This is a genomic window from Micrococcus endophyticus, from assembly GCF_014205115.1.
In the GTDB taxonomy this organism is placed as follows: Bacteria; Actinomycetota; Actinomycetes; order Actinomycetales; family Micrococcaceae; genus Micrococcus; species Micrococcus endophyticus.
In genome coordinates, this window is sequence record NZ_JACHMW010000001.1 from 394,442 (window position 1) to 419,018 (window position 24,577).

Annotated in this window: 20 protein-coding genes; 12 read left to right on the forward strand and 8 right to left on the reverse strand. The window is 76.4% G+C overall.

All coding sequences use genetic code 11. From position 1 onward, the window contains the following. Positions 1 to 150: 150 nt before the first annotated feature. Together HDA33_RS01895 and HDA33_RS01900 are read right to left on the reverse strand one after the other, a co-directional pair. A complete protein-coding gene (locus HDA33_RS01895) occupies positions 151 to 978 on the reverse strand; it encodes a PspA/IM30 family protein (protein ID WP_184170342.1) in 828 nt (275 codons plus the stop codon). Between the two features lie 141 nt (positions 979 to 1,119). Then, on the reverse strand, positions 1,120 to 3,282 hold the full coding sequence (locus HDA33_RS01900; RefSeq protein ID WP_184170345.1) for a TPM domain-containing protein: 2,163 nt from the start codon (positions 3,280 to 3,282) through the stop codon (positions 1,120 to 1,122). Positions 3,283 to 3,570: 288 nt separating this feature from the next. On the opposite strand from HDA33_RS01900, the gene HDA33_RS01905 reads away from it, so the two are divergent. Together HDA33_RS01905 and HDA33_RS01910 are read left to right on the forward strand one after the other, a co-directional pair. After that, the gene (locus HDA33_RS01905; RefSeq protein ID WP_338104221.1) at positions 3,571 to 4,902 is read left to right on the forward strand and encodes a S1C family serine protease; all 1,332 of its coding nucleotides are present in this window, start codon (positions 3,571 to 3,573) and stop codon (positions 4,900 to 4,902) included. After that, positions 4,899 to 5,675, forward strand: a complete 777-nt coding sequence (locus HDA33_RS01910) for a PIG-L family deacetylase (protein WP_184170350.1) — start codon at positions 4,899 to 4,901, stop codon at positions 5,673 to 5,675. Before HDA33_RS01905 ends, HDA33_RS01910 begins: the two co-directional genes overlap by 4 nt. Before the next feature lie 78 nt (positions 5,676 to 5,753). Here HDA33_RS01910 and HDA33_RS01915 read toward each other — a convergent pair whose 3' ends face one another. The 5 genes from HDA33_RS01915 to folP form a co-directional block, all read right to left on the reverse strand. Beyond that, the gene (locus HDA33_RS01915) at positions 5,754 to 7,199 is read right to left on the reverse strand and encodes an anti-sigma factor (protein WP_184170353.1); all 1,446 of its coding nucleotides are present in this window, start codon (positions 7,197 to 7,199) and stop codon (positions 5,754 to 5,756) included. A gap of 7 nt (positions 7,200 to 7,206) precedes the next feature. After that, a complete protein-coding gene (locus HDA33_RS01920) occupies positions 7,207 to 7,767 on the reverse strand; it encodes a tRNA (cytidine(34)-2'-O)-methyltransferase (RefSeq protein WP_420826906.1) in 561 nt (186 codons plus the stop codon). A gap of 65 nt (positions 7,768 to 7,832) precedes the next feature. Further along, complete coding sequence (locus HDA33_RS01925; protein ID WP_184170356.1) at positions 7,833 to 8,792, reverse strand: J domain-containing protein; 960 nt, start codon at positions 8,790 to 8,792, stop codon at positions 7,833 to 7,835. After that, on the reverse strand, positions 8,789 to 9,604 hold the full coding sequence (locus HDA33_RS01930; protein ID WP_184170359.1) for a dihydrofolate reductase family protein: 816 nt from the start codon (positions 9,602 to 9,604) through the stop codon (positions 8,789 to 8,791). The genes HDA33_RS01925 and HDA33_RS01930 overlap by 4 nt, the downstream gene beginning before the upstream one ends. Continuing rightward, positions 9,601 to 10,599, reverse strand: coding sequence for a dihydropteroate synthase (folP, locus tag HDA33_RS01935; RefSeq protein WP_184170362.1), 999 nt, complete (start codon positions 10,597 to 10,599; stop codon positions 9,601 to 9,603). Before folP ends, HDA33_RS01930 begins: the two co-directional genes overlap by 4 nt. Positions 10,600 to 10,734: 135 nt before the next feature. On the opposite strand from folP, the gene HDA33_RS01940 reads away from it, so the two are divergent. From HDA33_RS01940 to secA, 10 genes are all read left to right on the forward strand, one after another. Then, a complete protein-coding gene (locus tag HDA33_RS01940) occupies positions 10,735 to 12,009 on the forward strand; it encodes a cysteine desulfurase family protein (RefSeq protein ID WP_184170365.1) in 1,275 nt (424 codons plus the stop codon). Further along, entirely contained in the window at positions 12,006 to 13,142 is a 1,137-nt protein-coding gene (mnmA, locus tag HDA33_RS01945) for a tRNA 2-thiouridine(34) synthase MnmA (protein WP_184170367.1), read from the forward strand. The genes HDA33_RS01940 and mnmA overlap by 4 nt, the downstream gene beginning before the upstream one ends. Before the next feature lie 9 nt (positions 13,143 to 13,151). Continuing rightward, complete coding sequence (locus tag HDA33_RS01950) at positions 13,152 to 13,589, forward strand: chorismate mutase (protein WP_246416844.1); 438 nt, start codon at positions 13,152 to 13,154, stop codon at positions 13,587 to 13,589. Then, positions 13,582 to 14,685 (forward strand): hypothetical protein, encoded by a 1,104-nt coding sequence (locus HDA33_RS01955; RefSeq protein ID WP_184170372.1) that lies wholly within the window; start codon positions 13,582 to 13,584, stop codon positions 14,683 to 14,685. Before HDA33_RS01950 ends, HDA33_RS01955 begins: the two co-directional genes overlap by 8 nt. 118 nt (positions 14,686 to 14,803) lie before the next feature. Continuing rightward, complete coding sequence (mtrA, locus tag HDA33_RS01960) at positions 14,804 to 15,484, forward strand: MtrAB system response regulator MtrA (protein ID WP_184170374.1); 681 nt, start codon at positions 14,804 to 14,806, stop codon at positions 15,482 to 15,484. Between the two features lie 4 nt (positions 15,485 to 15,488). After that, on the forward strand, positions 15,489 to 17,444 hold the full coding sequence (gene mtrB, locus HDA33_RS01965) for an MtrAB system histidine kinase MtrB (protein ID WP_184170377.1): 1,956 nt from the start codon (positions 15,489 to 15,491) through the stop codon (positions 17,442 to 17,444). Then, positions 17,441 to 19,198: an LpqB family beta-propeller domain-containing protein gene (locus tag HDA33_RS01970; protein WP_184170380.1), complete on the forward strand. Its 1,758-nt coding sequence runs from the start codon at positions 17,441 to 17,443 to the stop codon at positions 19,196 to 19,198. The genes mtrB and HDA33_RS01970 overlap by 4 nt, the downstream gene beginning before the upstream one ends. A 109-nt stretch (positions 19,199 to 19,307) precedes the next feature. Continuing rightward, positions 19,308 to 20,123 carry a ComF family protein gene (locus HDA33_RS12845; RefSeq protein WP_184170383.1) on the forward strand — a complete coding sequence of 272 codons (816 nt, stop codon included), beginning with the start codon at positions 19,308 to 19,310 and terminating at the stop codon, positions 20,121 to 20,123. A 151-nt stretch (positions 20,124 to 20,274) separates the two neighbouring features. Beyond that, complete coding sequence (gene hpf / locus HDA33_RS01980; RefSeq protein WP_184170385.1) at positions 20,275 to 20,955, forward strand: ribosome hibernation-promoting factor, HPF/YfiA family; 681 nt, start codon at positions 20,275 to 20,277, stop codon at positions 20,953 to 20,955. Positions 20,956 to 21,130: 175 nt separating this feature from the next. Next, entirely contained in the window at positions 21,131 to 23,866 is a 2,736-nt protein-coding gene (gene secA / locus HDA33_RS01985; RefSeq protein ID WP_184170387.1) for a preprotein translocase subunit SecA, read from the forward strand. A gap of 113 nt (positions 23,867 to 23,979) precedes the next feature. Here the strand turns inward: secA and HDA33_RS01990 are convergent, their stop codons facing one another. Continuing rightward, the gene (locus HDA33_RS01990) at positions 23,980 to 24,534 is read right to left on the reverse strand and encodes an Rv3235 family protein (RefSeq protein ID WP_184170389.1); all 555 of its coding nucleotides are present in this window, start codon (positions 24,532 to 24,534) and stop codon (positions 23,980 to 23,982) included. Between the last annotated feature and the right edge of the window lie 43 nt (positions 24,535 to 24,577).

Consider the following 24,577-nt stretch of genomic DNA (forward strand, 5'->3'; position numbering starts at 1 on the left):
GCGGATGCGAGGCGCCCCCGTGGGTCGGCCCGGGGACCCAGGGACACTAGCAGAGGGCGCGCGCACGCTCCGCGCCGCCCGGGGCCGGGCACGACGACGGCCCGCCGCTCCGGCAGGTGCCGGGCGACGGGCCGTCGGGGAGGGGGAGGGTCAGCCGCGCTCGACGCGGGTCTGCTCGGCGCCCTGCTCCGCGGTGGTCTCGACGCCGTAGTCCAGCGCCAGGTCCGAGTCCTCGGAACCGCCGGCGGTCAGGGCGGACTGGCCGGCGCCGCCGGACTTCAGGGCGGCCAGGCGGGCCTCCACCTCGGTCTTCTCGCCGAGGTCCTCGAGGGACTCGAACTGGGCGTCCAGGGAGGAGGCGGCGAGCTCCTGCTGGCCGCGGACGCGGGCCTCCTCGCGGCGCACCTTCTCCTCGAAGCGGGACACCTCGGAGGTCGGGTCGAGCAGGTCGATCGACTTCACGGCGTCGGCGACGGCGGACTGCGCGTGCGCGGACTTGGCGCGCGCGGTCAGCTCGTCGCGCTTGGACACGAGCTGCTGGCGCTTGACCTTCATCTGGTCCAGGCCGGTCTTCAGGCGCTCCACGATCTCCCGCTGGGAGGTGATGGTCGGCTCGGCCGACTTGGCCTGGCGCTCGGAGTCCATCTGACGCTCGATGGCCACCTTGGCGAGGTTGTCGAACTTGTCCGCGGAGGCGGCGTCGCCCTTGGTGCGGAAGTCGTCCGCCTTCTGGGAGGCGGCGATCGCCTTCTGGCCCCAGCTGCGGGCGGCGTCCTGGTCCTCGCGGTAGTCGTCCTCGATCATCCGCAGGTTGCCGATCGTCTGGGCGACGGCGGCCTCGGCCTCGGCGATGTTGTTGGTGTAGTCCCGGACCATCTGGTCCAGCATCTTCTGGGGGTCCTCCGCCTTGTCCAGCATCGCGTTGATGTTGGCCTTCGCCAGCGTGCTGATGCGGCCGAAGATGGACTGCTTGACCATGATGTCTGCCTTTCGTCGGTCTTTCACGTCAGCGCAGACCGTCGGCCTGCGTCCGTCCCGTCCCGCCTCCGCGGGCCGGGCCCCGGCCGGGTGAGCGGTCCGGGCCGATGCGCCGTGCACCGGAGTCGTAGGGGGCGTCGGTCAGAAGCCGCCGCCCGAGATGTCGCCGAACCCGCCGAAGTCGCCTCCGCCGAGCCCGCCGCCGTCGAAGCCGCCGAAGCCGCCGCCGCCCCAGCTGCCGCCGCCGCTGTTGAACATGGAGTTCATCAGGATACCGCCGAGCAGCGCGCCGCCCAGGCCGCCGCCGAAGCTGGCACCGGCGCCGCTGCGCTGGCGGCCGCCGTACATGCCGCCCATGCCGGGGCCGTACATGCCGCCGCCGTAGCCGAAGCCCTCCACGTCCTGGCGGGCGAGCTCGGAGGCGCGCTCCGCGAGCTGGGAGGCGCGCTGGGCCTGCTGCAGGGCGGTGACCGGGTCCGTGCGGGACAGGTCGATCGCGGCGCGCAGGGTGTGGTCCGCCTCGGCGAGGCGGGTGCGGGCCTCGGAGCCGACGGCGCCGCGGCGGGCGCCGATGAAGTCGGCGGTGCCGTCGATCTGGGCCTGGGCCTGGGCGATCGCCGAGTTGAGCATCTGCGAGGCCTGGCGGGCCTGCTCGCGGGCGTCGCGCACGCCGGACAGCGGCGTGTTGAGCTGCCGGTGCGCCGCCTCGAGCTGGTGCAGCAGGTCGAGGGGGTCGGGGCGGCCGCCCGAGAGGGAGCGGCGCACGGCGGCCAGGGTGCTCTTCATGCCCGCCACGGGGCCGGCCAGCTCGGGGTGCGAGCCGTTGGCCACGAGGGTCTCGGCCTCGGCGAGGTCCTGCTCCGACTGGGCGAGGCCGGTCTGGAGGTTGCCCACGATGGTGCGCAGCGAGCCCTCCGCCTTGCCGACCGCCTCGGTGAGCGTGTCCACCTGGCTGAGGGACTCCTCCGCGGCGCGGACGGCCAGGGCCGCGGTGGAGCGGTCCTGGCTCTCCCAGGCCTGGCGGGCCTTGGCCTCGGCGGTCTCCACGAACTCGAGGCGCTCGCGCGCCTGGGCCGCGTTGTCCGCGACCTCGGCCAGCGCTGACTCGGCGTACTGGCCGTGGAGCGCGGAGATCGAGGACTCGGCCTGCTGGACCCGAGCGCGGGTCTCGGGCAGCCGCGCGTCGATCCGCTCGAGGGCCTCGGGCACCTTGTTCTCGAGGTCGCGCAGCGAGTCGAAGTCCTTCTGGTGGGAGGCCAGGGCGGCGCCGACGGCGTCGCTGCGCTGGATGATCTCCTTGAGCCAGGAGCGCTGGTCCTCCTCGGTGTCCGGGATGTGGTCGTCCAGCTGGTGCTGCAGCTGGAACGAGGCCCGCATGTGCTCCTTGGCCTGGTCGATGTCCTCGCGGAACGTCCGCACGGCGTCCTCGCCGTACGAGGCCATCGCGAAGCCCAGCTCCTGCTCGGAGGAGCGGATCGCGTCGTCCGCCGCCACGAGCTTCGAGCCGGCACGGGTGCGCAGGTCCTCCAGGCTCATCTCGTCCAGGGGGTCGCGCTCCACGGGGCGGGCGTCCCGGCCCGAGCGCTCGACGGCGCCGCCGTCCTTCTTCCGCCGGTTCCGGGCCACGAGCACGCCGCCGCCGACCGCGGCCGCCACGGCGCCCGCCCCGAGCACGGCGGTCAGGGCGCCGCCGCCGGAGGACTCCTGGCCGGCCGAGCCGGCCCCGCGGCCCTCATCCCGCGCCGCGCGGCCGGGCAGCGTGCCGGCGGGGTCGTACTCGGCGCCGGAGGCGCCCACGCCGTCCAGCTCGCCGTCCGCGGCGTCGTCCACGCCCTGGACGGCCGCCAGCGCCGGGCCCAGCCAGCCCGTCCGGGAGGCGTCCTGCAGGGCGGGGCGGATGTAGGTGGCCGTGACGTCGTCCTGCAGGGCCGTGTCCCGCGCCCCGGCGTCGAAGCCGAAGGAGCGCTGCTCCACGGCGATCGCCAGGATCGAGTCGGTCGTGCCGAGCCCGCGCTGGTCCGCGACGTCCTGCGCCAGGTCCTGCGCGTTCGTCTCGAACTCGTCCACGTAGACCACGTACAGCCCCTGGCCGGTCTCGCGGCCGAGCGCGGTGATCTCGTTCGTCAGCCGCTGCTCCTCGGCCGGGGTGAGCACCTGAGCCTCGTCCACCACGTACACGCCCGGGGGCACCGTCACGGCGCCCGCCGCCGGGGCGGCGAGCAGGAGGCCCGCGCCTCCCAGGCCCGCGGCGGTCACGGCGCGGGCCAGGCGGCCGGCGGCGGCGGGGCGGGCGGTGGGGGTCATGCGGGGGCTCCTTCGACGGCGGAGGCGGGCCGCCCTCTCGAGGCGGTCCGCCGGATCCTGCGGTCGAGTGTAGGGCGGTCGCCGAGCCGGAGAGAAGGGATCCGGGCCGCCGTCCTGGGGGAGAGGGCGCGCGGCCCGGGCCCCGCCCCGGCGCGGGGAGCGTTCCCGGCGGACGTTCAGAGGACGCCCAGGATCAGGGGCCAGCATGGTCCCGCCCCGGGACGCGCGTCCGCCGCCCGTGACGTCCGCGTCGACCGCCCGGGGCATCCGATGCGAAGCGAGGACACCGTGGCCCACACCCCGACGGACCAGACCCCGACGGACCAGACCCTGACGGATCAGACCCCGGCACCCGCCCGGCCCGCCGCGGAGGCGCGGCACCCCGGTCGACGCGCCCCGCGCGCCCGAGCCGGACTCGGCCTGCTCGCCTCCGCCGTGCTCGTGACCGGACTGGCCGGCTGCGGCGTCGCGGCAGAGCCGGGGGCCGACGCCTCCGGCTCCGCGCCGGACTCCTCCACGTCCTCGGGCCCGGCCTCCGCCGACCCCGGCCAGGACGTGGCGGACACCGCCGTCGGCACGGCCGCCAAGACCGCGCTGCCCTCCGTGGTGACCATCTCCGCGACCTCCGGGCAGGGCTCCGGCTCGGGCTCCGGCTCGATCCTGGACGAGGAGGGGCACATCCTCACCAACACGCACGTGGTCACCCTGGGCGGCCAGACCTCGGACGCGGAGCTGACCGTGCGCACCTCAGACGGCACGGTGTACGCCGCCACCGTCGTCGGCACCGACCCGCTCTCGGACCTGGCCGTCATCAAGATCGACGCCCCGGACCTCACCCCCATCCAGATGGGGCGCTCGGCGGACCTGAAGGTCGGCGACGACGCGATCGCCATCGGCGCCCCGCTCGGCCTGCCGAACACCGTCACCGACGGCATCATCTCCACCCTGGACCGCACCATCGCCGTCGCCTCCTCCGAGGCGCCCCGGCAGCAGGAGTCCGGGCAGGGCCAGGGCCCCGGCCAGGGCTCGTCCTCCGGACCGGAGCGCTTCCGGTTCGAGCTGCCCGGCGCCCAGCAGAGCCCCCAGGGCGAGGTCTACATCAACGTGCTGCAGACCGACGCGGCCATCAACCCCGGCAACTCCGGCGGCCCCCTCGTGGACGGGCAGGGCCGGCTCGTGGGCGTGAACGTCGCCATCGCCTCGGCCGGGCAGGGCCAGGGCGAGGCCGGCAACATCGGCGTGGGCTTCGCCATCCCCGTGGACTACGCCCAGCGCGTGGCCCAGGACCTGATCGAGCACGGGGAGGCCACCCACGCGGTCCTCGGCGTCAGCGTCACCCCCGAGCCGGCCGAGGTGCAGGGCGGGGACGCGCAGGCCCGGACCGTGTTCAGCGACGGCGCCCGCGTCCACGAGGTCGTCGCCGACTCGCCGGCCGCGCAGGCCGGGCTGCGGGAGGGCGACGTGATCACCGCGGTGGGCGAGCGCGCCGTCATCGACTCCGAGTCCCTCACGGCCGTGGTCCGCGAGCACCGCGTGGGAGACTCGGCCGAGATCACCTATCTCCGCGACGGCGCGGAGCAGAAGGCCCAGGTCGAGTTCCAGGAGGACACCAGCCAGTGACGACCCCGATCACCCCCGCCGCGCTCGCGGCCGAGCACGGCTGGCGCACCGTCCTGGCCGTCGGCGCCCACCCCGACGACCTGGACTTCGGCGCCGCCGCCACCCTGGCCGGCCTCAGCGCGGCGGGGCTGCGCGTCGAGCTCTGCGTCGTCACCGACGGCGACGCCGGCGGCTTCGACTCCGAGGGCCCCGAGGCGATGACCGCCCGCCGCCACGCGGAGCAGCGGGCCGCGGCCGCCGTCGTCGGCGCCCACGAGGTCCACTTCCTCGGCGAGCGCGACGGCCACCTCGAGCCGGACCACGGCGTGCGCCGCAAGCTCGTGGCCCTCATGCGCCGAGTGCGCCCGGACGTGGTGCTCAGCACCCACCCCGAGCGCGACTGGGAGCTCATGCAGGCCGCCCACCCGGACCACCTGGCGTGCGGGGAGGCCGTGGTGCGCGCCGCGTACCCGGCCGTGGAGAACCCCTACGCCTACCCCGAGCTCGCCGCCGAGGGCCTCGAGGCCTTCAAGATCCGCCACCTGCTGCTCTACAGCGCACCCGCGGCGCGGCGGAACACGGTCGTGGACGTCACCGGCCTGGAGGACGTGAAGCTGCGGGCCCTGGACGCCCACATCTCCCAGCACCCGGACGTGGCCGCCATGCGCCGGCACGTGCACGCGCAGATGACGGAGCACCACCGGCACGCCGCCGGCCCCGCCGCCGCGCCGGGCCTCGCCGAGGCCTTCCACCTGGTCACCGTCAACGGGCCGGGCACCATCTCCGGGTTCTGAGCCCGGGGCCTGAGCCGCCGCGGGACAGCGAAGGGGCCGGCGACGTCATCCGTCGCCGGCCCCTTCGCCGTGTGAGCCTCAGTTGGTGCTGGGCCGCCCGCCGTAGCGGGGGCCCGTGTGCGCGGTCGGGTCGAGGTCCACACCCACGAGCGTGTCCGTGGTCGGCACCTCGGAGCCCGAGCTCGGCTCCACGGTGATCCCGACAGCGGCGAACCGGTCCAGGCCGCGGAAGGTGACGGGCTCGCCGAAGCCGTTGGCGTCGAAGGTGCCCAGCGAGGCGGGGGCGGTGCCGTCGTCGGGGTACAGCCACACCTGGTAGGCCTGGCCGTCCGGCAGCTGCGGCATGCCGCTGACCGTCACGTAGCCGCTGTTCTGGTCGCGGGAGAGGAAGGCCTGCGCGGTGCCTCCGTCGCGGGCCGGGTTCTCCGAGGTGGTGAATAGGTCCTCGGACTGGTCCACGCGGTGCACGATGCCCGGGCGGGTGAACTGGCTCCAGACCGTCCACGCGCCGACGCCGAGCACCAGCGCGGCCAGCAGGACCATGGCGGTGATCTTGAGCCAGCGCAGCCGGTCCTTCGGCGGGCGGGCGGGCGCGGCCTCCTCGCCGATCAGGTCCATGCCCACGTCCTGGGCGGGCAGGCGGCGCAGGACGTCGTCCAGCATGGCCGAGGGGGGCTCGGCGGTCACGGAGCGGAAGGCCCAGGCCACCGCCTGGCGCGCGCCGTCCACCCGGGAGCGCCAGCGGGGCAGGTCCCCGCCGCGGCGCTGCACCGCCGAGACCGCCGCGGTGTGGCCGGCGGTCTCCAGGGCGTGGACGGCCGAGAGGTCGGCCAGCTCCAGGGCGTGGCCCGCCTCGACGTCCTCGCGGACGGAGGTGGCCAGCGCCGGGCGCGCGGACGTCGCCGGGGAGCGGTCCGCCGCGTCGCGGGTCAGCGCGCGGTGCGCCTCGACGACCTGCCGGACGCCGTCGCGCAGCAGCGTGCGGGACTCGGCCACCGGGCGGCCCATCCGCTCGGCGACCTGCCGGTCCGTGAGCCCGCCCAGCCAGGCCAGGCGCACGGCCTCGAACGCAGCCGGGTCCACCCGGGAGTCCAGGTCCTCGGGCCGCTCGGCGGGTCCGGCCGAGCCGGGCCCGGCGCGGTCCGGGAGCAGCCCGTGCCCGGCCTCGGGGAGGCCGTCCGTGCGCAGGAGCGTGGTCATCACGCGGTGCGCCAGGACCTCGAGCCACGTGAACACCTGGCGCTCGCGGTGGGAGGCGGCGTCGTGCTCGCTCAGGTCCAGCCCGGCCTCGGACGCCTCCTCCCACGCGGTCAGGTAGGTGCGGGTCGTGGCCTCCGCGGCGTCGTCCGCGGAGCGGAACATCGCCGAGGCCAGGCCGTGCACCCACGGCACCGTGGCGTCGTAGAACGCGGAGAAGGCCGCGCGGTCGCCCTCGGCGCTGCGGCGGAGCAGGGTGTCCAGGGCGGGCGCGCCGGCCGCTGCGGAGCGGTCGGCCCGGGGCTCGGACGCGTCAGGAGTCTGCATGGTGGCCTCAGTCTAGGGAATCGGTCGCGGACGCCGCACCGGCGAACCCGTGTTGACGCCACGCCTCGTAGACGGCGACGGACACGGCGTTCGCGAGGTTCAGCGAGCGCCGCGAGGGCTGCATGGGCAGCGCGACGGTCTCGGCGACGCGGGGGTCGGCGACGACCTCCTCGGGCAGCCCCGTCGACTCGCGGCCGAAGAGCAGCACGTCCCCGGGCCGGTAGTCGACCCGGTCGTGCCGCACCCGCCCGCGCGCCGTGAACGCCAGCACGCGGGCCGGGGCGAGCGCGGCCAGGGCGGCGTCCAGGTCCGGGTGCACGGTGACCACGGCGAGGTCGTGGTAGTCCAGGCCGGCGCGCCGCAGGTGCGCGTCCTCGAAGCCAAAGCCCAGCGGCTCCACCAGGTGCAGCTCGGCCCCGGTGATCGCGGCGAGCCGGATCGCGTTGCCGGTGTTGCCGGGGATCTCGGGCGTCAGCAGCAGGATGCGGAAGCGGGGGGTGCCGGGCGCGGGCGCGCGCTCGGCGCCCTCATGGGGGTTCGGGCGGGGCGGGGCGGGGGAGTCGGACACGCGCTCAGCCTAGTGGCGCGGCGCCTCCGCGGCCCGGAGCACGGGGACCGGGACGCGGACCCGGGTCAGTGCAGCCGCTCGACGAGGGTGCCGAGCACGCGGCGGTCCACCAGGTCCGGGTCCTCGCCCGTGCCGAGGAACAGGAGCATGTCGCGGACGAACTGCAGGCCGGGGGCGGGCGGGGCGGTGAGCAGGTCGGCCCGGGCGCCGGGGTCGTCGGCCCCGCGAGCGTGGCGGATCACGGGCCCGTGGAGGGCGTCGCGGTCCGTCATCACGTGCACGAATCCGCCCACCGTGACCTGGGGGAGCACCTGCTGCCAGGCCATCATGGCGGGCCCCAGCAACGGGGGCGCCACCGGCCGCCCGCGCGAGCGCAGGTCGGACCCGTCCCACGTGTAGGCGCCCTCCGGGACCATCACGGAGCCCACGAGCGCCAGGCGGTGCCCGCACAGCACGGCATGGTCGACGTCGAGGGGCCGGCCCCAGCGGCCGGCCAGGCGCAGCCCGGTGAGCACGCGCGCGGCCGGCAGCGCGTCGGCCACGTGGCGCAGCAGGAGGTCCAGGGTGCGGGCCTGGCGGAGCACCCGGTGCTCGTCCGGGAGGATCCCGCGGGGCCGCGGCGCGCCGTGCACGCGCTGGCTGGAACGGGGCAGGTCCAGGACGGCGGCGTCGGACTCGCCCTCGCCGGGCGGCGGCTCGTACCGCACGGTGCGCGCCGGGCGGCCGGCGGCGCCCCGGGCCGGTCTCGACGCCGCGGCCCGCCCCGGTCGGGCAGCGCCGCAGGAGGCGGGGGCCCGGCCGGCGCCGGGGGCCGGCAGGGACAGGTCGTAGCGGCGGCGGGCGTCGGCGTCGCCGAGGACCTGCCAGGCCCGGGAGACGGCGCGGAACGCCGCGGGATCGCCGCCGGCGTCGGGGTGGGTGCGGCGGGCGGCGGCCCGGTAGGCGCGGCGCACGGCCGCGTCGTCGGCGTCGCGGTCCACGCCGAGGACCTCGTAGGCCGTGCGGTGCTCGTCTGCGGCGCTCATCGACCCGTGCCCGCCCGTCCGTCGAGCACGGGCGCGTCGGCCAGCAGGGCCGCGTGGCGCTCGTGGAGCAGGCGCAGGTAGAGGTCCCCGTCCTGGGTGAGCACGTGGTGGGGGAGCATCCGCGCCGGCAGCCCGATCCCCTCCACGACGGGGACCAGGCGCGGCCCCGCCCCGCCGGCCAGCAGGGAGGACAGGGTGAGGAGCAGCTCGTCCACGGCGCCGGCGGCGGCGAGGGCGCCGAACAGGGTCGGCCCGCCCTCGCAGTGGACGACGCGCACGCCGCGGCCGGCCAGGAGCGCCAGCAGCTCCCGCGGCTCGACGTCCCGGACGCCGGCGGTCAGCACGTCGGCGACCTCCGCCAGCGCCGCGGCGCGCTCCGGCCGGGCCGCGACGGCCCGCTCGGAGGCGATCACCCACGGGCGCACGGGGGCGGCGCGGAAGAACTCGCCGTCCGGGTCCAGGTCCAGCGAGCCGGTCACGACGGCCACGGCCGGGTGCTCCGGCAGGCCCCGGGCGGCGCGGCGGGCCCGGGCGGCGGCGTCCACGAGGGGGCCGGCGTAGCCCTCGGCGCGCACGGTGCCGGCGCCCACGAGGATCACGTCCGCGTCCGTGCGGGCGAGCGCGAACTGCCGCCGGTCCGCCGGCGAGCCGAGCGTGCCCGAGCGGCCGTCCAGGGCGGTGGCCCCGTCCAGGGAGGACACGAACACGGCGCGCACCCACGGCCCCGGGGCGTCCTGAGGGGAGGGGGCGCGGCGCAGGGCGAGCAGGTCCTCGTCCGAGAGCTCCGGGCCGACGGCGGCCAGGCGCCTCACCGCGTCCCTCCGGCCCGGACGCGGCCGGCACGGTGCTCGGCCAGGGAGGTGCGGTCCGGGGCGGGGTTGGCCTCGCCCATGTTGTGCACCAGGCGGGCGGGCTCGCGCCAGCCGAACACGCACTCGAGCAGGCGGGCGGCGGAGACGGACGCGGCGGCGTCGTGCATGCGCAGGATCCGGGCGCCGCCGTGCACGCAGGCCACGGCGGCGGCGAGCGAGCCGGCGAGGCGCTCATGGCGGTGCTGGTCCAGGCTCTCGCCGATGAAGTCCTTGTTGGACACGGCGGCCAGGACGGGGAGCCCGAGCGCGGCGATCTCGTCCAGCCGCCGCGTGATCTCGAGCGTGTGCAGGGTGTTCTTGTTCAGGTCGTGCCCCGGGTCCACGATGATCCGCTCCTCGGGGACGCCCAGGGCGACGGCCCGCTCCACGGTGCGCAGCAGGTACTCGCGGACCTCCGCGACGACGTCGTCGTACCGGGGCTGCGGCGCCACCGCCCGGGGGCCGTGGACGTGCGCCAGCGAGTGGGTGACCACGAGGTGGGCCTGCGAGGCGGCCACCACGCGGCCCAGGTCCGCGTGAACGAGGCCGGAGGTGTCGTTGACGACGTCGGCGCCCGCCGCGATGGCCGCCTCGGCGACGGCGGGCTCGAACGTGTCCGCGGAGAGGATCAGCCCGGCCACGGCCTCGGAGCGCTCGGCGGCCTCCCCGCGCAGGGCCGCGATGAGCGGCACCACCCGCCGGGCCTCCTCGCCGGGGTCCAGGGCGGGGCCGGGCGCGAACGGGACCCCGCCCACGTCCACCCACTCCGCGCCGGCCTCGGCGGCCGCCCGGGCCTGGTCCACGGCGGCCTCGAGGGCGAACGCCGCGCCGTCGTCGTAGAAGGAGTCCGGGGTGCGGTTCACCACGGCCATCGTCAGGATGCGACGGCGGAAGTCCACCTCGCGGCGGGCGAAGCGGCGGACGGGGTGGCGCAGGGCGGGCTCGGTCAGGGTCATGGCGACATTCTGGCGCATCGGACGGACCCGGGATCGCCGCACCCCTGGGCAGGCGGGCGGCACAGGAGCACCGTCCCGCTTCGTGCGCACCGCCGAGGCCGGACGGTGCGTGCGGGCGGCTCGTACACTGGTCCGATGCCCTCCGCCGCGACCCCGCGCCCCCTCGGGGAGCGCGTGCACCTGGACCACGCCGCCACCACGGTGGTGCGTCCGAGCGCGCTCGCGGCCCTGGCCGAGGCGGCCGCGCTGCCCGGCAACCCGGCCTCGCTGCACGCCTCCGGGCGGCGCGCGAAGCTGGCGCTCGAGCAGGCGCGCGAGGCGGTCGCCGCGGCCCTCGGCGCGCACCCCAGCGAGGTGGTGCTCACCTCCGGCGGCACCGAGGCGGACAACCTCGCCGTCCAGGGCCTGTTCCGCGCTCGGCGGGCCGCCGACCCGCAGCGGCGGCGGATCGTGCTCACCGGCGCCGAGCACCACGCCGTCCTGGACGCCGTGGACTGGCTCGCCGCCCACGAGGGTGCCGAGCCGGTGATCGTCCCCGTGGACGCCGACGGCGTCGTGGACCTCGCCGCGTGGGATTCCGCGCTCGCCGCGGCCTCCGAGCGCACCGCCCTGGCGGCGCTGATGTGGGCCAACAACGAGATCGGCACCGTCCAGCCCGTGGCCGAGGCCGCGCGGATCGCCGCCGCCCACGGCGTGCCCCTGCACACGGACGCCGTGCAGGCGGTCGGCGCCGTGCCGGTGGACTTCGCCGCCTCCGGGGCGGCCACCCTCGCGGTGTCCGGGCACAAGGCCGGCGCCCCGGTGGGCGTGGGTGCCCTGCTGGTGCGCCGCGACGTGGCCCTGACGCCCGTGGTCCACGGCGGCGGCCAGGAGCGCCGGCTGCGCTCGGGCACCGTCTCCGTGGCGCTGGCCGCCGCGCTCGCGGCCGCCCTCACCGAGGCCGTGGCCGAGCAGCCGGCCGAGGCAGTGCGGCTCGGGGCGCTGCGGGACCGGGTGATCGACGCCGTCGAGGCCCTGGAGACCGTGGCGCTGACCGGGCCGCGGGACGCGGACCCGGCCACGGGGGAGCCCCTGCCGCCGGGCACCCGGCGCCTGCCTGGCAACGTGCACGTCACGGTGCCCGGCCGCACCGCCGACGCGCTGCTGTTCACGTTCGACACCGCCGGCCTGGACACGTCCTCCGGCTCGGCCTGCACCGCCGGGGTGGCCGAGCCCTCCCACGTGGTGGCCGCCCTGCCCGGGCGCACCGAGGCCGACGCGCGGGCCACCCAGCGCTTCACCCTGGGGCGCACGAGCACCCCGGCGGACGTGGACGCGCTGATCACCGCGCTGCGCGCCCTCGCCCCCGCGCCGCGCCGCGGCGCACCGACGCCGAAGGGCGCACCGACCACGAAGGAGGAGAGCCGATGAAGGTCCTGGCTGCCATGTCCGGAGGAGTGGACTCCGCCGTCGCCGCCGCGCGCGCCGTGGAGGCGGGGCACGACGTCGTCGGGGTGCACCTGGCACTGTCCCGGATGCCCGGCACGCTGCGCACCGGCTCGCGGGGTTGCTGCACCATCGAGGACGCCTCGGACGCGTGGCGCGCCTGCGAGCGCCTGGGCATCCCCTTCTACACGTGGGACTTCTCCGAGCGCTTCGCCGAGGACGTGGTGGAGGACTTCGTCGCCGAGTACGCGGCCGGGCGCACGCCGAACCCGTGCATGCGCTGCAACGAGCGCATCAAGTTCGCCGCCCTGCTGGAGCGCGCCCTCGAGCTCGGCTTCGACGCCGTGTGCACCGGCCACTACGCCGCTGTGCGCCCCGGCCCGGACGGCGGCCTCGAGCTGCACCGGGCCGCCGACGATGCCAAGGACCAGTCCTACGTCCTCGGCGTGCTCACCGCGGACCAGCTCGCCCACTGCCTCTTCCCCCTCGCGGACACGCCCTCCAAGGAGCTCGTGCGCGCCGAGGCGGCCGAGCGCGGCCTGTCCGTGGCCGCCAAGCCAGACTCCCACGACATCTGCTTCATCCCGGACGGGGACACCCGCGGCTGGCTCGCCGAGCGCATCGACCTGACGCCCGGCCCGATCGTGGACGCGGACGGCCGCGCCGTGGGCGAGCACGCCGGCGCGCAGGCGTTCACGGTGGGCCAGCGCAAGGGCCTGGCCATCGGCCGCCCCGCCCCGGACGGCCGGCCGCGGTTCGTGCTCGAGGTGCGGCCCAAGGAGAACACCGTGGTGGTGGGCGGCCGGGAGCTGCTGGACGTGGACCGCATCACCGGCATCCGCCCCACGTGGGCCGGCGCCGCGCTGCCCGAGGCGCGGACGGGGGAGTGGTTCGACTGCGCCCTGCAGTTCCGCGCCCACGGGGAGATCGTCGACGCGCGGGCCCGGCAGCTCGAGGACGAGGCCGGCGGTCCGCGCTGGGAGATCGAGCCGGCCCGGGCGCTGCGGGGCGTGGCGCCGGGGCAGACCGCCGTGCTCTACCGCGGCACCCGCGTGCTGGGCCAGGCCACCATCGACACCGCCCGCAATGCCCGACTCGCCGCCGGATCCGATGCGTAGGCTTCGGCCATGAGCCCGGACTACGACCCCCACGCCAGCTCGCTCACCGGCCGGACGGACCCCGAGGTCCTGGCGGAGCTGTACGCGATCCGCGGGAGCATCGACAACATCGACGCCTCGCTCGTCTACCTGCTCGCCGAGCGGTTCAAGTTCACGCAGCGGGTCGGGGCGCTGAAGGCGCGCCACGAGCTGCCGCCCTCGGACCCGGGCCGCGAGGCCGCCCAGATCGAGCGCCTGCACCGGCTCGCCATCGAGGCCGACCTCGAGCCCGCGTTCGCCGAGAAGTTCCTGAACTTCATCATCGCCGAGGTGATCCGCCACCACCGCGCCCTCGCCGCGGGGGCGGGGCCCGAGGCGCCCGCCGGGGACCCGGCGGCCGATGCGGCGCCGGACCGGACGCGGACGGACGCCGGGGACGACCCTCGGCGCGGCGGCGCCGATGCCTGAGGCGCACGACGACGGCGCCCGCCCGGTGGCGCTCGGCGGCTCCCCGTGGGCCGGCACGGACGCCGCCGAGGCCCAGCGGGTGACCCTGGGCGAGCTCGGGGCCGAGCACTGGCCGGTCCTGCCCGAGCTGCCCGCCCGCGGCCCCGGCGCCGACGCCACCGGCCGCTCCGCCGCGCTGCTGTCCGAGCTGGCCGTGGACCTGCAGCCCCACGGCTGGCGGGTGAGTCCGCCCGGGGCCGCCGGCTCCGGCATGGACCGGCGGCGCGCCGCGTCCTTCTGGCGCGAGGACGCGCACCGCTGGGCGGACACCGCCGGGGCCGAGGGCGCCGTCGTCGAGCGGCTGGCCGTGCGCGTGCGCGGCCCGCTGAGCCTGCTGGGCGGGCTGTGGCTGCCCGGCGGCGAGCGCGTGCTCGCCGACCACGGCGCGCGCCGCGACGTCGCCGCCTCCTACCTCGAGGGGCTGCTCGAGGCGGTCCCGCGTCTGCGCGCGGCCACCGGGGCCGCGGGCCTCGGCCTGCTGGTGGACGAGCCGTGGGCCGCCGCCGTCCTGGCCGGCGCCCTGCCCACCGCGAGCGGCTACCGCACCGTGCGCTCGCTGCCCCGCGACGAGGCCCGCGGCCTGTGGCGCGAGCTGCTCGCCGCCCTCACCGCCCTGCCCGGTGTGGCGTCCGTGTGGCTGGCCCCCGGCCGCCGGACCGCCTCCGCGGCGGACGTGCCCGCCACGGCCGAGCTCGCCGCGCTCGCGGGGGAGTGCCTGCCCGCCGCGGGCGGGGAGGACGACGACGGAGGCGCCCCGGTCCGCCTCGTGGTGCCGGTGGGCGACCTCGACGACGGCCCGGACGGCGCCGCCGGCACCCGCGCCGCCTGGGAGAGCGCCGCCGGCTGGGCCGACGCCGGCCGCGGCCTCACCCTGAGCCCGGCGGCGCACCTGCGCCCGGCCGACGTGGTGACCACGTGGGAGCGCCTCGGCGCGGACCCGGCGCACCTGCGCGGGACGGGCCTGACGGCGCCGGGCCGCCACGACGCGACCGTGCTGCGGCGGCTGCGCACGGACGCGGCGGAGCTGGCCGCGCGACTCGACGACGTGCTGGGGTGAGCCCGGCGGACGGGGGCGTCCCGGGCGGCCGCTATCATCGGTCTGAACCTGCAGGATCCCTGTGCCCGGGCCGCGTGACGCCCGTGGTGCCGGACCGCGCGCGGACGAGGAGGGCACGATGAGCAGGGCCAAGATCCTGGTGGTGGACGACGACGAGGCGCTGGCCGAGATGATCGGCATCGTCCTGCGCAACGACGGCTTCGAGGCCGCGTTCGCCGCGGACGGCACCGCCGCCCTGCCGGCCTTCCACCGCGAGCGCCCGGACCTCGTGCTCCTGGACCTCATGCTGCCCGGCATGGACGGCATCGAGGTCTGCAAGCTGCTGCGCTCCGAGTCGGACGTGCCGATCGTGATGCTCACCGCCAAGTCGGACACGGCGGACGTGGTCCGCGGCCTGGAGTCCGGCGCCGACGACTACGTGCCCAAACCGTTCAAGCCCGCCGAGCTCGTCGCCCGCGTCCGGGCCCGGCTGCGCGAGGGCGAGGCCAAGCCGGCCGAGGTGCTGCAGATCGGCGACCTCGAGATCGACGTCGCCGGCCACCAGGTCACCCGCGACGGCGCCGCCATCTCGCTCACGCCGCTGGAGTTCGACCTCCTCGTCGCCCTCGCCCGGCGCCCCCGTCACGTCTTCACCCGCGAGATGCTGCTGGAGGAGGTCTGGGGCTACCGCCACCAGGCGGACACCCGCCTCGTGAACGTCCACGTCCAGCGGCTGCGCTCCAAGGTGGAGCCGGACCCGGAGAACCCGTGCGTCGTCCTGACCGTCCGCGGCGTGGGCTACAAGGCCGGCCAGGGCTGAGCGCATGACCGTCTCCGGCGCCGGCTCCGCTGCGGCCCCCGGGCCGGACGCCGGCCCGGGCGGGTCCGCGCCCCCGCCGTCCGGCGCTCGGCGCCGCCCGTGGACCCCGGTCCGCGGCTGGCGCGGGCTGCGCCGCCGCTGGGGCCGGTCCCTGCAGCTGCGCACCGCCGTGCTGGCCGGGCTGCTCACCCTCCTGGCCGGGCTGGCGTTCTCCGGACTGCTCACCCAGCAGATCACGCAGGCCCTCTTCGACTCCCGCTACGAGCAGGTCCAGGCCGAGGCCCGCCGCGGCCTGAGCCAGGTGCGGGACACGTTCGCGCAGACCTCCGCCACGGACGCCCAGAGCACGGACGCGCTCGTCACCCAGACGCTGCGCGCCCTCGAGGGCGACTCCGGCACCACCATCCGCCGCCGCTACCACCTGGCGCCGCTGCCGGACTCGGAGTCCGCCTACGTGGGCACGATCTCCTCGACCGGCCTGGACCCCGGCGTGATCCCGGCGGACCTGCAGGAGGCCGTCGCCTCCGGCCCCGGCGTCTACGACGCCAGCGTGGCCCTGCCCGATGCCTCCGGCGCCACGCGGCCCGGCCTCGTCTTCGGCGCCCAGGTGGTGCTCCCGCCGGGCGCCGCCTACGGCCTCTACCTCGTCTACGACCTCTCCGACGTGCAGGAGTCCCTCGACTCCGTGCTGCGGGTGCTGCTCGTGTTCGGCGCCGGGTTCCTGCTGGTCAACGTGCTCGTGTCCTGGTGGGCCTCGCGGCGCGTGGTGCGGCCCGTGCAGCAGGCCGCCCGGGCCGCCGAGTCCATCTCCGGCGGCAACCTGGCCGTGCGCATGCCGGTGCGCGGCGAGGACGAGATGGCTCGCCTGGGCACCTCGTTCAACCGGATGGCGGACAGCATCCAGGACCAGATCGGCCAGCTCGCGCAGCTCTCCCAGATGCAGCAGCGGTTCGTCTCGGACGTCTCCCACGAGCTGCGCACCCCGCTGACCACCGTGCGGATGGCCGCGGACGTGCTCTACGGCTCCCGCGACGACTTCGATCCCGTCAACCGCCGCTCCACCGAGCTGCTCTACCACCAGGTCGACCGCTTCCAGGCCATGCTCGCCGACCTGCTCGAGATCACCCGGTTCGACGCCGGCGCCGCCACCCCGGCCCTCGAGGAGACCGACATGCTCGAGCTCGCCCGCGACGTCGTTCTCACCGCCCAGCCGCTGGCGGACCAGATCGGCGTGCCCGTCTACCTGGTGCCGATGGACCGGGATCGCCCGGACGGCTACGGGGCCCGCGTGGACCCGCGCCGCATCGAGCGCATCCTGCGCAACCTGGTGAACAACGCGATCGAGCACGCCGAGGGCCGACCCGTGGACGTGCTCGTGGCCGCCGACGAGGAGGCCGTCAGTCTGGCCGTGGTGGACTACGGCATCGGCATGAGCCCCGAGGAGGTGCAGCGCGTGTTCGACCGGTTCTGGCGCGCCGACCCCTCGCGCAAGCGCACCACGGGCGGCTCCGGGCTCGGCCTGGCGATCGCCACCGAGGACACCCGCCTGCACGGCGGACGGCTCGAGGCCTGGGGCGAGCTGGGGGAGGGCTCCACCTTCATGGTGACCCTGCCGCGGCAGCCGCGCGAGACCGCCCCGGGCGCCGAGGCGCCCGAGCCGATCGGCCGGTCGGTGCTGCCCATGCCTCCGCAGTACAGCACCGCGGACCGTCGGTTCGCCGAGGACCTCACCCGGCCCGTGCCGCAGGACCCCGACGTCGACGGGTTCGACGTCGTCGACCCCGACGCCGCGGCGGGGACGGACGGCGCCGGCGGGCCCGCGGAGGCCGCGGAGCCGGCGTCCTCGGCGCGCCACGCCGAGCAGGCGCTGCTCCCGCCCTCCCGCCTCCTGGGCGCGCCGGCCGCGCAGGGGGACGACGGCGGACGGTCCGGCCGCGACCCCGGAGAGGACGACCGATGAGCCCGACCCGCCCGACCCGCCCGACCGGTCCCCGCCGCGCACGCCGCCTGGCCGGCGTCGGCCTGGCCGCCGCCCTGGCCCTCGCCCTGGGCGGCTGCACGCAGATCCCGCAGTCCTCCGACGTGCGCAGCGCCGGGCCCCTCGACGGCGCCACGGCCGCCCCGGAGGCCCCGCAGTTCCGGCCGCCGGGCCCCTCCGCGGACGACACGGCGGAGGACGTCATCCGCGGCTTCCTGCTGGCCGGCACGAGTCCGCAGGACGACTACGCGGTGGCCCGCGAGTTCCTCGACGGGCCGGCCGCCGCCCGGTGGACGCCGGGTCAGCGGACGGTGGTGTACTCCGCCCAGCCGCGCATCACCCGCGGCGAGGGGACCGGCAACTACCAGGTCCAGGTGGAGGTGGACTCCGAGATCGACGAGTTCGGCCTGCGCACCATCGCCCCGCAGGGCACCACGCGGGCCTGGCAGGTGAGCGTCCAGGAGCGGCCGGAGGGCATGCGTATCACCGCCACCGAGAACGGCACGCTCCTGTCCCAGTCCCAGTTCGGCCAGCTCTTCGCCCCCCACGAGCTCGCCTTCTACGACACGGCCCAGCGCTACGCCGTCCCGGACGTGCGGTGGTTCGTCAACCGCGGCACCACCGTGACCGCGGTGACCCGCGCCCTGCTGCGCGGGCCCGCCCCGTACCTCACGGGCGCCGTCGAGACGGCCTTCCCGCTGCGCACCGGCGCCGACCTCACCGGCCCCACCGTGCCCGTGGACGAGGACGGGGTGGCCCACGTGGACCTCACCGAGGCCGCCGCGGAGGGCGCCGACGCCGACCGCCGCCATCGCATGCGCGAGCAGCTCGAGATCACGCTCCTGGGCCTGCAGTCGGTGAGCGACGTGCGGGTCACCGTCGACGGGGCCGAGCTCTCCGCCTCCGGCGAGAACCCGCCTCCGCCGGTCCAGGACGAGCCCACGACCGGCTCCGTGCAGGTGGGCATCGACTCCGCCACGGGCGACCTCGCGTACTTCCAGGGCATGAGCGTCGGCCCCGTGGGCGGCGCGCCGGACGTCTCGGCCCTCGACCCGGTGGACCCCACGATGTCCCGCGACCGCAGCCGGTTCGCGTTCGTCACCCGGGACCGCACCGCCGTCCACGTGGCCGGCACGGACGGCTCCCTGCGGGAGGCCATGCGAGGGACGGGGCTGACCTCGCCGTCGATCGACGGCTTGGGCTGGGTGTGGGCGGCCGACGGCGCCGAGACCTCGCGCGTGCGCGCCGTGCCCGCCGAGCCCGGCCAGGAGGCGCGCATCGTCACGGCCACCTGGCTGCGGCCGGCCGAGCGCATCGTGGACTTGCGCGTCTCGCGCAGCGGGGCGCGGGCCGCCCTCCTCGTCGACGACGGCGACCGGCGGACCGTGCGGGTGGCCGGCATCGTCCGGGGCTCGGACGGGGTGCCGAGCGCGCTCACGGAGCCGATCCTGCTGCCCTCCACCGGCAGGGCCGCCTCCGTGGAGTGGGCCGGCGACACCAACCTCCTCGTCTCGCCGCGCGCGGCGACCCTGGACGAGCGGGTGGTGCCCCGGATCGTGTCCATCGACGGCACCGTGCGCGAGCTCAACCCCCTCGGCGGGCTCACCGGGGTGTCCGCGGGCGACGGCGGCGCCCTGTACGCCGAGACGGACGAGCTGGTGTTCCTGCTGGTCGGCTCCTCCTGGCGCGCCCAGGAGCTCGAGCGCGGCGTGCGGGACCTCTCCTTCCCCGGCTGAGCCGGGCGCGCGGTCCGGTCCGGCGGTGGCCGCTCCTGCACAGCGGGCCGGCCCCGCACATCGGCCCCGGTGCCCCGCCGAGGCGCGGCGCGCGCGGTGGACTGGGGCCATGCCGCACGCCCGCGCCGCCGAGCCCCTCCTCGAGTCCGACTCCGGCCTGCCCGCTGCGCGGCGGGCGATCGCCGCGCTCGGCGCGGCGTTCGTCGACCTCGTCCTGCCGGCCGAGTGCGCCGTGTGCGCCGCCCCCGGCCACCGGCTCTGTGCGCCCTGCCGTCTCGACCTCGACGCCGCCCTCGCACGGCCGTTCCGCGCCGAGCACGGCGCCGCGGCGCTCCCGCTCGGACCCGGCGGAGTGCCGCTGCCCGTCGTCGCCGCCGGCCGCTACGCTGACGCGCTGGCTGCCGCCGTGCTCGCCTTCAAGGACCACCACGGCCTGCACCTGCGCGCCGTCCTCGGCGAGGCCCTGTGCCGGTCCGCCGCCGTCGCGCGCCTGGCGCCCGACGTGCCCGAGGCGGCCCACGCGCTCCTCGTCCCCGTCCCCGGCGGCGCGGCCGGCTTCCGGCGCCGCGGCTACGACCCGCTGGCCGAGCTCGTGCGCGCCCTGCCCGCCCCGTGGGTGGTCTCCGACGCGGTGCGGGCGCCCCGCGGCCCCGGCCGAGCTCGACGCGTGGGCCCCTCCCACGCCGGGGCGGGCTCGGCCCAGCGGCGCCGTCGCGCGCGCCGCTGGCGGCCCGTGCCCGGGCGGCTGCCCGCCGGCGCCCCGGTGCTGCTCGTGGACGACGTGCTCACCACCGGGGCCACGCTGGGCGCGCTCGCGGAGGCGGTGCGCCGGGCCGGCGGGCGGCCGGTCGGGGCCGTGGTCCTGGCCGCCGTGGCCCCGCCCGCTGACGACCCTGGTCCCGTCACGGGGGCGGGGGTAGGGTGACTCGCACGGAGCCGGAACCCGGCTCCGGTCCCGCCGACGGTGGAAGGAGGCCCCCCTCGGACCCCCGCCGTCCTGCGGACGTCGAGACGGACGAGGCGCAGCCCCCTCCCTCCCGAGGCCGGACCCGTGAGAGTCGGATCAGGAGGACGCCATGACCATGGATGTCAGCTACATCGCCCGCAACCTCAGCCTCCCGGAGAGCTTCCGGGACCATGTCGCCGAGCGCACGGAGCGCCTCCACACGCTCGCCGAGGGGGCCGAGACCCTCGAGGTGCGCGTCACCAAGTCCTCGCACCACAAGCACTCCGACGAGACGGTCCGCGTGGAGCTCACGGCCCGCGGCCCCCGCGAGGTGGTGCGCGCCGAGGCGGACGCGGACGACAAGCAGGTCGCCTTCGACATGGCCGTCACCCGCCTGGCCGAGCGGCTGCGCCGCATGCGCGACCGCCGCAAGGACCGCCGGCACGGCAAGCTCGGCGCCTCCCGCGGTGCGGGCGAGGTCGGCTTCGTCCCGCCGCTGCCGCCCAACGGCGCGCAGATGGCCGCGGAGGACGCCGCCCGCGAGCAGGACATCCCGGAGGAGGGCACCCCGGTGCGCATCCGCGAGAAGGCCTTCCCGGCGACCCCGATGACCGTGGACGAGGCCGTCGACGCCATGGAGCTGGTCGGCCACGACTTCTTCCTCTTCCAGAACGTGGAGACGGGCGTGCCCTCCGTGGTCTACCGCCGCCGCGGCTGGAGCTACGGCGTCATCCGCCTCGACGAGTCCCTCCCGGCGGACCACGTCTCCGCCACCGAGGGCGAGCGGGCCTACCAGGCGCGCGAGGCCTGAGCACCCGGGGCCGACGCGCGGCGTCGGCCCCGACCAGACGCGGCGCCCGTCCGAGCGGACGGGCGCCGCGGCGCGTGCGGCCTCGGCCCGTACACTGTCCCGGAGACCGCGCCACGGCCGTGCGGGAGGGGCACCCGGCCCCACCCCGGCCACACCGCAAGGGAGCAGAGAACCAGTGCCTTCGATCATCGACCGCGTCCTGAAGATCTCGGACAACCGCGTCCTGCGCCGCATGCAGGGCACGGTGGACGCCGTGAACCTCCTGGAGGAGGACTTCCGGGCGCTGAGCGACGCCGAGCTGCGCGCCGAGACGGACACGCTCAAGGCGCGCCACGCCGACGGCGAGTCCCTGGATCTGCTCCTGCCCGAGGCGTTTGCCGCCGTCCGCGAGGCGGCGGGCCGCACCCTCGGCCAGCGCCACTACGACGTGCAGCTGCTCGGCGGCATCGCCCTGCACCAGGGCAACATCGCGGAGATGAAGACCGGCGAGGGCAAGACCCTCGTGGCCACCGCCCCGGCGTACCTCAACGCGCTGACCGGCCGCGGCGTCCACGTGATCACCGTCAACGACTTCCTGGCCTCCTACCAGGCCGAGCTCATGGGCCGCGTCTTCCGCTTCCTCGGGATGGAGACCGGCGTGGTCGTGGCCGGCCAGCTGCCCGCCGTGCGCCGCGAGCAGTACGCCGCGGACATCACCTACGGCACGAACAACGAGTTCGGCTTCGACTTCCTGCGGGACAACATGGCCTGGTCCCTGGACGAGCTGGTCCAGCGCGAGCACCACTACGCCATCGTCGACGAGGTGGACTCCATCCTCATCGACGAGGCCCGCACGCCGCTGATCATCTCCGGCCCGGCCCAGGGCGAGGCCAACCGCTGGTACGGCGAGTTCGCCCGCCTCGTCCGCCGCCTCGAGGAGGGCTCGGACTACGAGGTGGACCACAAGAAGCGCACCGTGGGCGTGCTCGGTCCGGGCATCGAGAAGGTGGAGGACCACCTCGGCATCGCCAACCTGTACGAGACGCAGAACACCACCCTCATCCAGTTCCTCAACAACGCCGTGAAGGCCAAGGAGCTGTTCAAGCGGGACAAGGACTACGTGGTCCTCGACGGCGAGGTGCAGATCGTCGACGAGCACACCGGCCGCGTGCTCAAGGGCCGCCGCTACAACGAGGGGCTCCACCAGGCCATCGAGGCCAAGGAGGGCGTGGAGGTCAAGCCGGAGAACCAGACGCTGGCCACCGTCACCCTGCAGAACTACTTCCGCGGGTACGACAAGCTCGCCGGCATGACCGGCACCGCCGAGACGGAGGCCGCGGAGTTCACGTCCACGTACGGCCTCGGCGTCGTCGTGATCCCCCCGAACCGCGAGCGCCAGCGCGTGGACCACAACGACGTGGTCTACAAGAACGAGAAGGTGAAGTTCGACGCCGTCGTCGAGGACATCGCCGAGCGCCACGAGCGCCGCCAGCCGGTGCTGGTGGGCACCACCTCCGTGGAGAAGTCGGAGTACCTGTCCACCCTGCTGGCCAAGCGGGGCATCCGCCACGAGGTCCTCAATGCCAAGAACCACGCCCGCGAGGCCGCGATCGTGGCCCAGGCGGGCCGTCCGGGCGCCGTCACCGTGGCCACCAACATGGCCGGCCGCGGCACCGACATCATGCTGGGCGGCAACGCCGAGTTCACGGCAGTCGCCCGCATGCAGGAGCTCGGCCTCGACGCCGCGGAGGACCCGGAGGCCTACGAGGCCCGCTGGCCGCAGGTGCTCGCCGAGGCGGAGGCCGCCGTCGCGGACGCCAACCGCGAGGTGCTCGAGGCCGGCGGCCTCTACGTGGTGGGCACCGAGCGCCACGACTCCCGCCGCATCGACAACCAGCTGCGCGGCCGTTCCGGCCGCCAGGGCGACCCGGGCGAGTCCCGCTTCTACCTGTCCCTCACGGACGAGCTGATGCGCAACTTCAACCCCGGCGTGGCGCAGCGGATCATGAACAGCCCGTCCATTCCGGACGACATGGCGCTCGAGTTCGGGTTCGTGTCCAAGGCGATCCAGAACGCGCAGGCGCAGGTCGAGGGCCGCAACGCCGAGCAGCGCAAGAACGTGCTCAAGTACGACGACGTGATGAACCGCCAGCGCGAGGCCATCTACGCGGACCGCCGCTCCATCCTCGAGGGCGAGGATCTCAAGGACCGCGTGCGCCGCTTCGTGGAGGACGCGGTGGGGAACATCGTGGACGCCACCACCGAGGAGGGCCACGCCGCCGACTGGGACCTGGACCAGCTGTGGCGGGACCTGTCCGAGCTGTACCCGGTGGGCATCACCCAGGAGGACGTGCTCGAGGAGGTCGGCGGCCGCGGCCGGCTCAAGGCCGAGGACCTGCGGCGCGAGCTCGTCTCGGACGCCCTGCTCGCCTATGAGGACCGGGAGGCCCAGGTGGGCTCCGAGGCCCTGCGCGAGGCCGAGCGCCGGGTGGTGCTCTCCGCGATCGGGCGCCGCTGGCAGGAGCACCTCTACGAGATGGACTACCTCAAGGAGGGCATCGGCCTGCGCGCGATGGCCCAGCGCGAGCCCCTCGTGGAGTACCAGCGCGAGGGCTACACGATGTTCCAGAACATGCTGGCCGGCATCCGCGAGGACTCCGTGCGCACGCTGTTCAAGGCCCAGATCACCGCGGCCCCCGCGCCGACGTCGCTGCCCGGCATCAAGGACGCCCGCGGCCTGACGATGACCCCGCAGATCTCCGTGGAGGGCGTCGAGGCCCCGCAGCGGCCCTCGCAGCTGCGCTTCACCGGCCCCGCCGAGGACGGTCAGGGCGCCGTCACCCGCGCGGGCACGGAGACCGGCGCGACCGTGGAGGCCGGCACCAACCGCCGGTCCCGTCGCGAGGCCGAGCGCCGCGAGCGCCGGAGCTGACCCCGGCGGGCGAGGCCCCGCCGCACACGTCCGAGGCCCGGTGACGATCGTCGTCACCGGGCCTCGGCCGTCCCCGCGCGCGCCCGGACGGAGGCCGAGAGCGGAGGCGGGGCTCAGCCGATCTCCACGGAGGTCACCTTCCAGCGGCTGATCCGCCGCTCGAGCCGCAGGGCGAAGGCCCGGGCGCGGCCGTCGCAGAGCACGGTGGCGCTGGCCTCCACCCGTCCAGGGGCGACCTCGCAGACGCGCGCGCCCACGGGCCGGGGAGCGGCGGCCGGGGCCCGGGAGACACCGGCGGCCGCGGACCGCGCCCGGGGCCGGTCCTGCTCGGCGAGCCCGAGCAGGTCCATCCGCCGGGTCATCTTGTCCAGGACCTCGGGCGAGAGCCACGCCGAGAGGTCCCGCAGCGCGCGGCGCCCGGTCTCGACCTCCACGCAGGCCACCGCGATCACGGCGGCCAGGGAGCGGACCCGACGCAGCTCCTCCCGGCCCTGCTCGACGGCGGCCCGGCGGGCGATCTCCTCGCCGCGGGGCAGCACGGCCGGGCCGTGGGCGGGACCGTGCAGCAGCGCGGCGGCGGGACGGTCGGCGCGACGGTCCGCGTGCCGAGCGAGACCGCGGGCGCTGCCGTGGACGGTGGACTGGGGGCGGGCGGCGAGGGCGGGCATGGCGGGCTCCTGCGGTCGGGTCGTGGTCGGGGTGGTCCGGGAA